9 protein-coding genes are annotated in these 14,198 nt (G+C 40.6%); 5 read left to right on the top strand and 4 right to left on the bottom strand.

Annotated features, from left to right (window positions below):
- Positions 1–121 precede the first annotated feature (121 nt).
- The 3 genes from dnaE (at position 122) to Q0R88_RS23895 (ending at position 5,788) form a co-directional block, all read left to right on the top strand.
- Positions 122–3,706 (top strand): DNA polymerase III subunit alpha, encoded by a 3,585-nt coding sequence (gene dnaE / locus Q0R88_RS23905; RefSeq protein WP_295720943.1) that lies wholly within the window; start codon positions 122–124, stop codon positions 3,704–3,706.
- Positions 3,707–4,438: 732 nt separating this feature from the next.
- Positions 4,439–4,759 (top strand): thioredoxin, encoded by a 321-nt coding sequence (gene trxA / locus Q0R88_RS23900; RefSeq protein WP_295720942.1) that lies wholly within the window; start codon positions 4,439–4,441, stop codon positions 4,757–4,759.
- A gap of 108 nt (positions 4,760–4,867) precedes the next feature.
- Entirely contained in the window at positions 4,868–5,788 is a 921-nt protein-coding gene (locus Q0R88_RS23895; RefSeq protein ID WP_295720941.1) for a DUF58 domain-containing protein, read from the top strand.
- A gap of 10 nt (positions 5,789–5,798) precedes the next feature.
- Here the strand turns inward: Q0R88_RS23895 and Q0R88_RS23890 are convergent, their stop codons facing one another.
- Positions 5,799–7,130: a HAMP domain-containing sensor histidine kinase gene (locus Q0R88_RS23890; RefSeq protein WP_295720940.1), complete on the bottom strand. Its 1,332-nt coding sequence runs from the start codon at positions 7,128–7,130 to the stop codon at positions 5,799–5,801.
- 17 nt (positions 7,131–7,147) lie between these two features.
- Positions 7,148–7,825 (bottom strand): response regulator transcription factor, encoded by a 678-nt coding sequence (locus tag Q0R88_RS23885; protein WP_295720939.1) that lies wholly within the window; start codon positions 7,823–7,825, stop codon positions 7,148–7,150.
- A 303-nt stretch (positions 7,826–8,128) separates the two neighbouring features.
- On the opposite strand from Q0R88_RS23885, the gene Q0R88_RS23880 reads away from it, so the two are divergent.
- Both Q0R88_RS23880 and Q0R88_RS23875 read left to right on the top strand, forming a co-directional pair.
- Positions 8,129–9,610 (top strand): glycoside hydrolase family 130 protein, encoded by a 1,482-nt coding sequence (locus Q0R88_RS23880; RefSeq protein WP_295720938.1) that lies wholly within the window; start codon positions 8,129–8,131, stop codon positions 9,608–9,610.
- A gap of 379 nt (positions 9,611–9,989) precedes the next feature.
- The gene (locus Q0R88_RS23875) at positions 9,990–10,394 is read left to right on the top strand and encodes a hypothetical protein (RefSeq protein WP_295720937.1); all 405 of its coding nucleotides are present in this window, start codon (positions 9,990–9,992) and stop codon (positions 10,392–10,394) included.
- An 88-nt stretch (positions 10,395–10,482) separates the two neighbouring features.
- Here the strand turns inward: Q0R88_RS23875 and Q0R88_RS23870 are convergent, their stop codons facing one another.
- Positions 10,483–11,526 carry a glycosyltransferase family 4 protein gene (locus Q0R88_RS23870; RefSeq protein WP_295720936.1) on the bottom strand — a complete coding sequence of 348 codons (1,044 nt, stop codon included), beginning with the start codon at positions 11,524–11,526 and terminating at the stop codon, positions 10,483–10,485.
- Positions 11,527–13,803 carry a glycosyltransferase gene (locus tag Q0R88_RS23865; RefSeq protein ID WP_295720935.1) on the bottom strand — a complete coding sequence of 759 codons (2,277 nt, stop codon included), beginning with the start codon at positions 13,801–13,803 and terminating at the stop codon, positions 11,527–11,529. It abuts the gene before it with no gap.
- Positions 13,804–14,198 lie beyond the last annotated feature (395 nt).

Genomic DNA, 14,198 nt, shown 5'->3' with positions numbered 1-14,198 from the left:
TCCTGTCTTTTTGGAAAGGATTGTACGTTGCGGCTATTTGTTTTTGTTAACACACAACATCGTGAACTTGTTTTTTGATAACTTTGTATTTCTACAGGATTATTGTTGAAACGGATTTACTATGCCAGATTTTTCTCACTTACACGTACATACCCAGTTCTCGTTACTTGATGGTGCTGCCGATATATCAAAACTTTATAAAAAGGCTGCAGCTGATGGAATGAAAGCACTGGCCATAACCGACCACGGCAATATGTTTGGTGTGTTTAAGTTTGTGGCCGAAGCCGGTAAGCACAACGTAAAACCCATCGTGGGCTGCGAATTTTATGTGGTTGAAGACAGGCATAAGAAACAATTCACCAAAGAAAAAAAGGATATACGCCGCCACCAGCTGATGCTGGCCAAAAACCCCGAAGGTTATAAAAACCTGGTGAAGCTATGCTCATATGGTTATATGGAAGGCTTGTACAGTAAATGGCCGCGTATTGATAAAGAGTTGATATTAAAACACCATAAAGGCATTATTGCAACAACCTGTTGCATAGGTGCATCGGTACCGCAGGCTATATTAAGGGATACCCCCGAAGCGGCAGAGGCCGAGTTTAAATGGTGGCTTGACCTGTTTGGCGAAGATTTTTACATTGAACTGCAGCGCCACGATATTCCCGATCAAAATATAGTGAACAAAGTGCTGCTAACTTATGCTAAGAAGTATAATGTTAAGGTGATTTGCTCCAACGATTCGCACTATGTAGATCAGCAGGATTCAAATGCGCATGATATTTTGCTTTGCGTAAACACGGGTGACATGCAAAGCACCCCCATAGCTACCGATGAGGAAGGTGGCCGCGGCTATCGTTTTGGTTTCCCTAACGATCAGTTCTACTTTAAAACGCAACAGGAAATGAGCCACCTGTTTAATGACCTGCCAGAAGCACTGGATAATACCAATGAGATTGTGGACAAGGTTGAAGTGCTGAAATTAAAGAGGGACATCCTGTTACCTAATTATGTTATCCCGGATGAATTTAAGATCCACACAACAGGTGATGCCGATACGCTGAACCAGTGGGAATACCTGAAGCACCTAACCTTTATGGGCGCCAAGGAACGGTATATTGATATTTCGCCCGAGGCAGAAGAGCGCATCAACTTTGAGCTGTTCACCATAAAAACAATGGGTTTTGCGGGTTACTTTTTAATTGTGGCCGATTTTATTAGGGCAGGCCGGGATATGGGTGTATTTATTGGCCCTGGTCGTGGTTCGGCCGCCGGATCGGTGGTTGCCTATTGTACCGGGATCACCAATATCGACCCGATGAAGTACAACCTCCTGTTTGAGAGGTTCCTGAATCCCGATCGTAAATCAATGCCCGATATTGATACGGATTTTGATGATGCCGGTCGCCAAAGGGTTATTGATTATGTGGTAGATAAATATGGTAAAAACCAGGTAGCACAGATCATTACCTATGGTTCAATGGCTGCCCGTACCAGTATTCAGGATGTGGGCAGGGTGTTGGATATGCCGCTATCCGAAATGAACCTTATCAAGAAGCTTGTTCCGGATACTTTGGGTATTACGCTTAAAGAAGCAATTGAGCAGGTGCCCGAATTAAAAGAGATACTGAATGGTAACGACCTCCGTAGCCAGGTATTACGCGAGGCTTCTAAACTGGAAGGGTCTGTACGTAACACCGGTGTGCACGCCGCAGGTATCATTATTGCCCCTTATGATTTAACAGATATTGTTCCGGTAGCAGTTGCCAAGGACTCCGACCTGCTGGTTACCCAGTATGACGGACGTGTAATTGAGGATGCAGGTGTAATTAAGATGGACTTTTTGGGTTTAAAAACCCTTACCATTATTAAGGATGCGCTGCGTATGGTTAAACAAAATCATGGCATACATATAGATATTGATTACATCCCGCTTGATGATAAGGAAACCTATGAGCTTTATCAACGTGGAGATACCAACGGTACTTTCCAGTTTGAAAGTGACGGGATGCAAATGTACCTGCGCGAGCTTAAACCCGATAAGTTTGAGGATTTAATTGCCATGAACGCCCTGTATCGTCCGGGTCCGATAGAGTATATTCCCAATTTTATCAGTCGTAAACACGGAAGGGAACCCATCGTGTTTGACCTTCCGGATATGGAAGAATACCTGGGCGAAACTTATGGTATTACCGTGTACCAGGAGCAGGTGATGCTTCTATCGCAAAAATTGGCAGGCTTTAGTAAAGGTGATGCCGACGTTTTGCGTAAGGCCATGGGTAAAAAGCAAATTGAGATCCTGAATAAAATGGAGTCTCAGTTTATGGACGGGGCAATAGCCAAAGGGCATCCTAAGGATAAACTCACCAAAATTTGGACGGATTGGAAAGCATTTGCACAATACGCCTTCAATAAATCGCACTCTACCTGTTATGCCTTTGTGGCATACCAAACTGCTTATTTAAAAGCACATTTCCCATCTGAGTACATGGCCGCGGTTTTAAATAACCAGAATAACATGGAAAAGATCACCTTTTTTATGGAAGAGTGCCGAAGGATGGGTGTACAGGTTTTAGGACCGGATATTAATGAATCGGACATGGCTTTTGCGGTAAACAAAAAAGGCCAGGTGCGTTTCGGCTTAACCGGAGTTAAAGGGGTAGGCGATAAAGCGGTTGAAAGTATTATTGAGGAGCGCGAAGCAAATGGTCCGTTTACAACGCTTTATGATTTTGCCCGCCGTTCAAACACGCGGAGTGTAAACCGTAAATCATATGAAAACCTGGTTTATGGCGGTGCATTTGACGAGTTTGGTTTTAACCGTGCGCAATTTTTTGCCAAAACAGATGTTGGCGTATTAACCGGTGTTGAACGACTGATTAAATACGCCAATGATTACCAGAATGTGCAAAGCAGCTCGCAATCGTCATTGTTTGGAAGTTCGGTGGCGTCATATGTTCCTGAGCCGGCAATGCCTGAGGCTGAGGAATGGCCACTGATAGAGAAATTGAAATACGAGAAAACGGTGATCGGGATATACTTAACCGGGCACCCGCTTGATAATTATAAGGTAGAGCTTGAACGGTTTTGCAACAGTACCATCAGCGATTTGAAATTGATGCAGAAGGCTCGCTCTGGTGAAGGTGGTGAGGATATCATGGGCGCATTTAATGAGCTACGCAAGAGGGGCGAGATCCGCATTGGTGGGCTGGTGGGGAATGTTCAGCATAAAATAACCAAAACCGGTAAGCCATTTGGTACTTTCGTGTTAGAGGATTACAATGAATCATACGAGTTTGCACTGTTTGGCGATGACTATGTGAAGTTTCGTAACCTGATGATGGATGGGTACTTTTTGCATATAAAAGGGAATATTGAAGAGAAATTCCGCCAGAAGGATAACTGGGATCTGCGCATCCTGGTGATGGATCTGCTATCAGAAATGCGAGATAAACTAACCAAATCATTAACCGTATGTATCGATATCACGATGCTCAACAGTAAACTGCTGGATGATATACAGCATATTATTAACGAGAATAACGAGAAGTATCCTGTTAAAAACTGCAAGCTTCGTTTCAAGATCAATAACCGTGAAGAAGCTATGCAAATTGAGCTCTCATCCAAAAATTTTAAAGTAAACCCAAGTGATGATTTGATAGCCGGGATAGCCAGTATAACAAATATGCAGCCGGTGTTGGGGTAAAGAAACATTAGATTATAGAAATGGAAGGCAATCAAAAAGAAACAAATCTATGGGAAGATGAAGACTTTTTAAATGAAATGAAAAGACGTATGGATGACTATGAAAGTGGGAGAGACGTTTGAATTTCATGGGAAGAAGTCAAGCAAAAGCCCAAGGATAGAAACAATAAGTAACCCCCAGTTATCAGCACCTCTCCTTTTACCGATACACCGTATAGATAATGATCATACTATAGCCTTAGTTTTATGAGCACTGGCGTACCTCAAATAACTTATAATGGCAATTACAGGTGTTGTTATGAAGAATTGAAGGAATCCAAAACCTAAAAAACCTGTGCAACCAACAGCGCATTTTATATCTGATGGTAGCCCCCACATTGAAATCGCAAACGCACTAAACGATAGGATAATAACGAGCGCAAGGGATATTAATGTAATTGCATAAAGCGGCAACTTAATTTTATCTTTTATCCTCATTCCCGATAATTTAATCTGAAAGATGAGTGGAAAAAAGGTAAGAATCAGCGGGATAATAAAAACGAACATTTGATTAAAGGCTTATTGCTTATTAATGCCAATAATTCATTAAAGGTAACCCTTGTTAAAAACTCACAGTCAGCCCAATGTTAGGTGGATAACTTATATTAATATAATTGTCACATTGTCAGGTGTGGTTTGTGGCAAGCTATTTGAATAGTATATATTTGTAATACAAAATTTAAAAATAAAAATCATGGCTTTAGAAATAACTGATGCAAACTTTGACGAACTTGTCCTGAAATCAGACAAACCCGTACTTATTGACTTTTGGGCAGAATGGTGTGGTCCGTGTAGGATGGTTGGTCCGGTAGTTGAAGATATTGCAAAAGAATACGAAGGCAAAGCTGTTGTTGGTAAAGTAAATGTTGACAACAACCCAGGTATATCAATGAAATTCGGTATCCGTAATATCCCTGCTTTATTATTCTTTAAAAATGGCGAAATTGTGGATAAACAAATTGGTGCAGTTCCAAAATCGGTATTAACTGAAAAATTAGCTAAGCAATTAGCTTAAGTAGTACAGGCATAAATTAAGTTTATCTTCATAGCTTAATCCACCATATTTTACTTTAAAAAGCGTTGCTATTTTGGCAACGCTTTTTTTATGCCCTATATTAGCCTTATGCCCAAATTAAATAACGATCAGCAAATACGGCAACTGGCCAATCTTGAACTGCTGGCCCGCCAGGTGGTTGAAGGTTTTATAACCGGTTTGCACCAAAGTCCGTTCCATGGGTTTTCGGTAGAGTTTGCCGAGCATCGTTTATACAATAACGGCGAATCGGTAAAAAATATAGACTGGAAACTGCTAGCCCGCACTGATAAATTGTTTGTTAAACAATTTGAGGAAGAAACTAACCTGCGCTGCTACCTGCTGCTGGATACTTCATCATCAATGAACTTTCCCGAAAAGGGCACCAATAAGTTGCAATTTTCCATCTATGCCATCGCGTCATTAATGTATTTGTTTAAAAGGCAGCGCGATGCTTTTGGGCTTTGCCTGTTTTCTGATAAAATGGATTGGCTGAGCGCGGCAAAGTCAACCACAACACATCTGTTTCATTTGTACGCCGAGCTTGAAAAGGCATACCACGCACCCAAACTAAATACAGTTACCAATATTACCCAGGTATTACACCATGTAGCCAATGAGATTCACCAGCGGTCATTGGTGATCATATTTAGCGATATGCTGGAAAATAGCCTTAACCCTGAAAAGTTGCAGGCATTGTTTGCTGCTGTTCAGCATTTAAAGTTCAACAAGCACGAGGTGATCATTTTTAATGTGAACGATAAGCATAAGGAGCTTGATTTTAATTTTGATAACCGCCCACACCATTTTGTTGATATAGAAACCGGCGCCGAAATAAAGGTTCAGCCCGGTAAAATACGGGATGCCTACAAAGCATCATTAACAGCGTACCGCCATCAGCTGGAATTGAAATGTGCCCAATATCATATAGACCTGGTAGATGTTGATATTCATGAAGGATACCATGCCATGTTGAAAACTTACCTGGTGAAAAGAAATAAAATGATATAAAAAAGAAAATCTATGAAAGCGGAATGGGAGTGTTAAAGATTAATTTAACGGTGGTCCCTTCGCCTTTTACAGAATGTATTTGCACCTTAATGTTATGAAACGCGGTGATACTTTTAACAATAGCTAAACCCAGGCCGTAGCTTTCTCTTTCATCAGTATCCAATTTTTCAAAGCGGTTAAAAGCATTCTCAATTTGCTTACTATCCATCCCAGTACCCGTATCGGTAATTATGAGGGTGTACATATCTTCTTTTAATTCATCGCCGATGATAATGCTACCTGCGGCATTATTATATTTTATAGCATTGTTTATCAGGTTAAAAAGCAAGGTATGCATTAGCGGGCGGTTGCCCTGTATGGTATAAATGTATTTAAGATTATTGGTGAACTTTAATCGTTTTTCCTCAATCCGGTCTTCCAGCTCCTCTTGTATTTCCATTATTACGGCAGCTATCATAACCATATCTGTTTTAGCATATTGGTTGTTTTCAACCTTTGAAATTAATAACAGGCTGTTAATGATAGATTTGAGCCTGTTGAGCGTTTTAAGGGACGCATGCATTTTATTCTCGCTGCCTTCGCTCAATTCTTCCTGCAATAAAATATTTTCAAGTCTTGAGCTGATAATAGATATTGGTGTGAGCAACTCATGGGATACGTTGGCAATGAATTGTTTTTCGAGGATAAACAGGTTCGATATTTTTTTCATCAACGAGCTTATACTGTCATCCAGCAGTTCAAAATCCTGGGTAGTGGTCTTTATTTTTTCATAGTCAAAGTTCATAGGGTCATTTACCTTAATAAGCTTACGATCGATGATCTTATAAAAAGGGGCCAGTAAAAACTTAGTAAAAATCAGGTCGCTTATCAATGTAAGCACCAGTGCAATAACCAAAACTACAATAGTAAACTTTTTGATGATTGATTTTAATTCCTCAACCGATTCAATAGCCACGCCAATCTCTAGCATGTACGTATGGTTATTAAAATTAAAGCGATGCCATAATATGCGGTAGTCTTGCGTATTGCGGTCTATCTTACGGCTTTCCGTTTTAAAGCGGCCGTTAGGGGCCAAAACCGATTTGTATTCTACCGGCTTAATGGAGATGAACTCTTCTTTTAAAATGTTATAGTCAGTGTATGTTTTTTGAGTGGTTAAATAACTATTTATTTCTTTGGACGACAGGCTCCTTAAAATTTCCTGTTCATCCTGTTCCAGGCGCAGTTCAATGTGATTATAGGATATTTTTTCTATAGATAGCAGGATAAGCAGACCCGTGAAAAGGATTATAGCAACCTTTGTTAAGGTATTATAAAGAGCCAGTTTTACCTGTAGTTTCATTGATGCTTTTGCTGGGCTTAGATATTGATCCGGTAACCAATACTCCTTACGGTTTCAAACCAATCAATAGGGATGTATTGTGAAAGCTTTTTACGCAGGTTTTTTACATGCACATCCACAAAGTTCGAGTCGGAATTAATTTCCAGTACATCGCCCCAAACATGCTCTGTTAAATTGGTGCGTGATATAACCCGGTTTTTGTTGAGCACCAGGTAGTTGAATATTTCAAACTCCTTTTTGGTGAGATTAATCCGCTCCTCATTATACATCACGGTACGGTTCTGGATATTAACTTTCAATCCCTTAATGTTAATATCGTTACTTTCCAGCCGGTGTTTGCGGCGGGTAATGGCGTGCATGCGTGCTAAAAGTTCACTTAAAGAAAAAGGTTTTGCCAGGTAATCATCTGCGCCTTGCTCCAGGCCGGAAACCCGGTCATCAACAGCACCACGGGCGGTGAGTATAATAACGGCGTCCTCGCGTTTATCCAAACCTTTAAGCATCTTTAAGAGATCAAATCCGTCGCCATCGGGCAGGCCGAGGTCAAGCAGAATAAAATCATAGTTATTTATAAAGATCTTTTCCTCTGCCGATCTTTTGGTGCGCGCGTGTTCAACCGTAAAGCCTTCATGGCTTAAAAATTCATCAACCTCAAGTGCTAAACCTTTCTCGTCTTCAACAATTAAAACATTCATAAGCGTGCAATTTACAAAAGGTAAAACTTATAAATAAAGCAATTAGTATAATATTAACTGTAACGTCGGTAACGATGTAAAATACATTGGCAGTGATGAAAGGTGAACGAGCTGAAAAAAGGGCTTTTTATATAATGGAACAATAGGAACAGGCTGTTATATTTCCTGATGTTGATTCTTTATTCATGGTTTTTATAATAAATATATGTTTTAATTGTTAATCAACTTAACTAAAAGGTTTATAAAATTACCCAAATCAATTTTGGCCAAATACTGTTACCAAATAAATACTATCTTTTTTATATGAGACTTTCCATTCAACGCAAACCCATAAGAGTTAACCCAGACCCCAAACGTGTTATTGCAAGATTCTTTTTCAATGGGAACGATCGTGCTATAGAAGTAATAGAACGCGTAATGGACATCAGCGAGGAAATTGCCTTTGGTATTGTATCTCCGCTGCTACAGGAGTACTCCAAACGCCATCGCAATATAACCAGGGTTTTAAACCGGCATTGCAGTAAACTAAAACCGCTGTTTGTAGAGCTGAATATTGATTATGATACCCTTACAGTTAATCGTAAACTACTTATCGGTTCCTATTTTACTCATGAATATTCTATTGAATCGGCAGCATTCTTCAATCCATCCATTGTTGAAGATCCGGATCAGACCGAATTGGAAGACGGCCAGCGTAGGGTGATCATCAGTTTCAGGGCGGTAGGCGAGGGGCATATTTCATCTATCACGTTTCGTCGTGGATTAATTGATAAATTTAATAATATTACCATTTTACCAGCAGGTAATTACATTGACGAGGCCGAAATTGTACGTAACGCAGTTTACAATAAAAAGCTATTTTTTGATAAGGCTGTTATAACCCAAATAAACATTGATGTATTACATGAGCTGGAAGGCAAGCTGGATCATCATTTTGAATATGCCAACCTGCGCCGCATCATCCTTGATTCGCAAAAACTACAGGAAAGCGATATGAAAAAACTGGAGTACGATAAAGTACTTTGGCTGGCCGACTCGTATTATGAGATTGTTTTTTCACTTGATACCGATATTTCTGATAGGGTAATATTCCCGATATCTGAGTATGAACGTAAAGGCATTGAGGATGCCCGCTTTGTTCAGTTCACCAATGATGATGGCAGCTCTGTTTACTATGCCACCTATACGGCTTATGATGGTTCGCTTATTATGCCAAAGCTGTTGCAAACCACAGATTTTTATAATTTTAAAATAATGCCCCTATATGGAGCCGGCGCGCAAAATAAAAACCTTGCGCTGTTCCCCCGTAAAATAAATGGCAAATTTGCAATGATATCCCGCATTGATGGGTGTAACAACTACATCATGTACTCCGATAAGATCAACATATGGGAAAAGCCGATCCTGCTGCAGCAACCCAAATTTACCTGGGAATTTATCCAGATAGGTAATTGTGGGTCGCCTATCGAAACTAAGGATGGCTGGTTGGTAATTACCCATGGCGTAGGCCCTATGCGCCGCTATGTACTGGGGGCAAGTTTATTAAAGCTGGATGATCCGGAGATAGAGGTAGGGAGGTTAAGTGAACCACTCCTGATCCCCAATAGCGATGAACGCGAGGGTTATGTACCTAATGTGTTATATTCCTGTGGCGCTATTGTTCATAACGGTATGCTGATTATTCCATATGGGGTATCAGATTCATCAACCGCTTTTGCTGAGGTATGCCTGGACGACTTATTAACCAAGTTAAAGGAGGATAAAAGCGAAGAAACTGCTTCCTAATAAGTTGATTGGTCTTTCGTGAATTAACAGCTCAAAATGAACGGTTCATTAAGGCATGATGGCGGGGTATTATTATTCACCGTTCGCTGTTGATTATGTAAAGTTTATTACGTAAATTGATTGATAATATAACGACTCGGTTAATATAGGACAGGTGACCTAAATAATAAGCGTGTCAATCAAACCTCTACTCCTGATTTTCAACCCTAATTTGAAGAAAACGTGCAACATAATCTAAAAAGGCAAGTTATTTAACGCTCTGTTGTAAAATAAGCATTTGGCATATCCATTGATATAATAACTAATACAACAGGGCAAACATATTTTATTAGTCATGTGAGTGTTATAGTTTATTATATGGTAAAAAAATTATAAAACAATGGATCATTTCAGAGAAATAAAAAACAGTTTAACCTGGCACAACGAGGGCAAATTTGAGGTTGAGCTGATTAATGGCATCATCACCAAACTTAATTTTTGCGAGCCCGGGAAAGGTCCCGATGATGTGGGCAAGTGCCTTACTTCCACCAACTATAAGTATTTGCAGTCGGTTTATTCATGTCTTGGCGACTTGTTTGTATTTATTGAGGAAGAAAACAAGAGATTGGGTTACAGTTATGCCCAGGCAAGCGAAGTATTACAACGCCAGCCAGAACAAACTACCGAAAACGCTTACCCTTTACTTGGTGAAACCAAAATTCGGCCGTTAAGTGATTATAATCATCAGCCGGAATCAACAGAATCTTCAGGAGAAAGCGGGGAGTTAATAAGGGACGTGGGATAGTAAACTTAATCCATGTAGCTTAATGTGAGGCCTTTAAAGTATTGTTCTTTAAAGCATAATATTCCTATGCCCATAACTTTACCATTCATTATGCAAGCCTCCAGCTTTGGCTTTTGGGAGTTTGTTTTATACCCAAAATTTTCTGGTACAAATTCAAATAATCTCCCACCATCTTATCGCATGAAAATTGGGAGTTTGCCCAATTATAACAGTCAATACGATTTATCTCGCTCAGCCTGCTTACTGCTTCAACCGCCTCATCCACGGTATTTACTAAAAAGCCTGTTTGTGCATCTTTAATTAGCTCCGGCATTGCACCCTTATTAAATGCAATTACCGGGGTACCGCAAAGCATGGCCTCGGCTACGCTCATTCCGAATGGCTCATTAAAGCTAATGGGGTGTAACAGGGCGGCGGCGTTGCCCAAAAGTGCTTTACGCTTAGCTGGCCCGGCATGGCCAATGTATTCCACTTCATCTGATAAAAAAGGTTCAATTTTTTCCCTGTAATAGTTCTCATCCTGTATGATGCCGGCAATAAGCAGTTTGCGTTTGCTTTTTTTTGCAATACTGATTGCTTCGGCAGTCCCCTTATCTGGATGGATGCGGCCAAAGTAAAGCAGGTAATCACCAGGCTTTTCAAAAAAATCAAAATCCCGGGTATCCAGGCCGTTGTAAACGGTGGCCAAATAACTCAACTCCGGGCTGCGGTCGGCATTGCTGATGGATACATAGTGACCTATAGGATTGTACTTTTTGTAAACCGGGATTATCCGGTGCGATGAAAAGCCGTGTATGGTAGTGATCACGGGGGTTTTTATCAGGCCCGAATAGGTAAGGGGCAAAAAATCAAAATTGTTGTGAATAATATCAAATTCGCCAGCCTTTTCCATCAGGTTACTAATGTGCAGGCATTCCAATACCTTAGCGTCCTGGCTTCTATCTTCCTCATAACCGGTTGTACAAACCGACTCCAGCCTGCCGGCAGTTATGGAGTCGCCGGTGGCAAAAAGAGTTACCTCTATGCCCAGCTTTATCAAACCTTCGGCAATATTTGATGCAATTTGCTCCCAGGGTCCATAATGCCGGGGTGGTGTACGCCAGGCTACCGGGGCTAAAACGGCTACCTTCATTTAGCAGATCTCCATTTTTTGCCCGTATTTGTTGTATTCGTATTCCAGCTCAAAGGCTTTTAATACAGTTAAATGCGAAATCAGGTAAGCCAGTGTACTTTCGGCGCCCTGGTTGCGGTTAATGCCATTTGGTAATAAACCATCGCAACAGCCCTTGGTTTCATGATCATACAACGGGGCCCGCAGCGTGTTTTCGCCCAGGAACCACTTATAGCTCAGGAACATTTTCTCTATATATTGCGGTACCCTGAATATCTGGTAAGCCTGGAAGTGCATGAGCACCATAGCCATAGTTTCAATAGCCTGCTGATCAAAAGTAGGGAAGGTGCCACCACGATAATACCAGCCATCGTTACCAACCGGGCTTAAATATCCGTTGGATAGTGTCAGTTTATCCAAAAATGCCATAGTTGCAAGGGCTATTCTTTTTGCGTCCTCGTTGCCTGTAATTTCGCACGAGTGTAGCAATGCCAGTGGAAGAATGGCATTATCATAGGTCATTTTTTCTTCAAACCATTGCCAGTCTTCAGATTGTGTATTTTCAAAGGCATCTATTAAAGGTTGAGTAAGATCGGCAAGTATTTTCACCATGCCTTCATCAGAAGGATAAACCTGCAGGTACAAGCTGATACCAATTATGGTATTTGCCATCCCCCTTAAATGTTTTAAGGCTGCAAAATGCGGTATTGATTTATGAAAGATCTCTAAAGCAAATTCACGGTATGAGTTGCTCGCTGCGCAACCTATTAAATGGCCCAATGACCAAATGGTACGGCCAAAGGAATCCTCAGAGCCAACCTCATCCAGGTAACGCCTGTCAAAACTCAGAAAATTGCGAAAATTTCCATCATCTGTCTGCATATAGTGGATATAACTTAGGTATATAGGCAGCAGTTCAAATGCTTCTGTACTTTTATTGCGTTGGTAAGCCATGAGTGCCATGATAAGGGCCCGCGCATTGTCGTCAAGGCAATAACCCTCTTTTAAATTGGGTATGCCATATTTGGCATGTTGTACTATACCTGTATCATCTGTTAGGCGCAGCACATGGGTTAAACTAAACGTAGGTAATATCTCGGGGTCAACAATGCTGTTTTTTAATATCTTGTCGCTGAAATCATATTTTGAGATTGATTCCTGTGCCACTTTAATAAATTCGGCACCAATTACAGGCCAGCGCAGATGCAGGCCATATTGATAGGCATTTTCCTTTAATTCGTTTAAAATACGGTCCTGGTCCAATAATTCAATTATTGTATCGGCCAAGGCTTCGGAGTTTTTGAAATCGAAAAGCCTTCCCCGGTTATCTGCCAAAAGTTCGGTTGCATGCCAGTAGGGGGTTGATACTACCGCGGCACCTGCGCCAACGGCGTATGATAAAGTTCCGCTGGTGATCTGTGCTTCATTCAGATATGGGGTCACATATATTTCACAGGCAGTAAGGTAACTTACCAATTCTTCCTCAGCTACAAATTTATTGATAAACGCCAGGTTTTTTGATACGCCCAACTGCACCGCCAATGATTTCAGGTGATCGCGATATTCCTCGCCCGAATTTTTGATAACCCCCGGGTGTGTGTTTCCTAATACTACGTACATCACATCCGGATGATTTTCAACAATTTTGGGCAGGGCCTTAACAACAGTTTCTAAACCTTTATTGCGGCTAAGCAAGCCAAATGTTAACATTACGCGGTGGTTTTTAAATACCGAAAGATTTTTTATCGGGTTTTCTTCAGGGGCTTCTACATCGGGTACGCCATGCTCAATTATCTGAATCTTTTCGGCTGGTATCTCATATATAGTGGTTAAAAATTCCACCGCCCGCTTGCTCATCACAATAATTTTTGACGATTGCTCAGCAATTTCACGGATGATGATCCGCTGAACATAGCTGGGGTCTTTTAGTATGGTATGTAATATCGAAATCAGGGGCTTCTCCAACCGGTTGATCAATGGCAAGATATAAATACCGCTTTCGCCGCCGTAAATACCAAACTCATGCTCCATAATGCAAACATCGGCGCTGCTGGTATTGATATAGCTGGCTGCCCTGATGTAATCCTTTTGGTGATTTTGGCGTATAACATATTTTACCTCCTCCGGATACTCATATTCCTGTATGTTTTCAGAGTCATTTAGGGCAACAACAAAGCCTCCCTGTAATAATGATTTTCTTTCAGGAAAATTAGCGCTGATAGCATTCATTAAATTGTTATTAAATGTAGCTAAACCGCATTCGCGTGGGGGGTAAGTTGATATATATGCTATTTTCATAATTAGATGGAAGTGTTAAAAACGGTGGCTGTAATAATTAAACAACAATTTTTTATCTATTGTTTAACTGGTGACTATAAAAAAGTTCATTAGTGCGCTGCATTGTACGAAAAGTAATCCCTGGAACTCATTTTTTATAGTTATATGGATAATTGCATAAACCGTACCATTTTAATTAATACAAAAAATTATAAGGTATTATTTAAGAAAAGTAACTTAAAAGTTACGAAAGAAAGGTGTAGCGTTATCACTACAGGACATGATTTGGCCAGGCAGCCTAATTGCAGCACGCGACCACAGGCATGGCCAATATAGAACGGAATGGATTTTGGTAATGGATGAATTACTTACAAATATGCTCGTCCTAATTGTAAAAGTTGCCAAAAAAAATGCAT

The sequence above is a fragment of the Mucilaginibacter sp. genome, from assembly GCF_025362475.1.
In the GTDB taxonomy this organism is placed as follows: domain Bacteria; phylum Bacteroidota; class Bacteroidia; order Sphingobacteriales; family Sphingobacteriaceae; genus Mucilaginibacter.
This window is presented reverse-complemented; position numbering and strand designations above follow the sequence as displayed.

Coding starts and splice junctions, on each gene's coding strand:
- dnaE (WP_295720943.1), top strand. CDS start 122: ATGCCAGATTTTTCTCACTTACACGTACATACCCAGTTCTCGTTACTT.
- trxA (WP_295720942.1), top strand. CDS start 4,439: ATGGCTTTAGAAATAACTGATGCAAACTTTGACGAACTTGTCCTGAAA.
- Q0R88_RS23895 (WP_295720941.1), top strand. CDS start 4,868: ATGCCCAAATTAAATAACGATCAGCAAATACGGCAACTGGCCAATCTT.
- Q0R88_RS23890 (WP_295720940.1), bottom strand. CDS start 7,130: ATGAAACTACAGGTAAAACTGGCTCTTTATAATACCTTAACAAAGGTT.
- Q0R88_RS23885 (WP_295720939.1), bottom strand. CDS start 7,825: ATGAATGTTTTAATTGTTGAAGACGAGAAAGGTTTAGCACTTGAGGTT.
- Q0R88_RS23880 (WP_295720938.1), top strand. CDS start 8,129: ATGAGACTTTCCATTCAACGCAAACCCATAAGAGTTAACCCAGACCCC.
- Q0R88_RS23875 (WP_295720937.1), top strand. CDS start 9,990: ATGGATCATTTCAGAGAAATAAAAAACAGTTTAACCTGGCACAACGAG.
- Q0R88_RS23870 (WP_295720936.1), bottom strand. CDS start 11,526: ATGAAGGTAGCCGTTTTAGCCCCGGTAGCCTGGCGTACACCACCCCGG.
- Q0R88_RS23865 (WP_295720935.1), bottom strand. CDS start 13,803: ATGAAAATAGCATATATATCAACTTACCCCCCACGCGAATGCGGTTTA.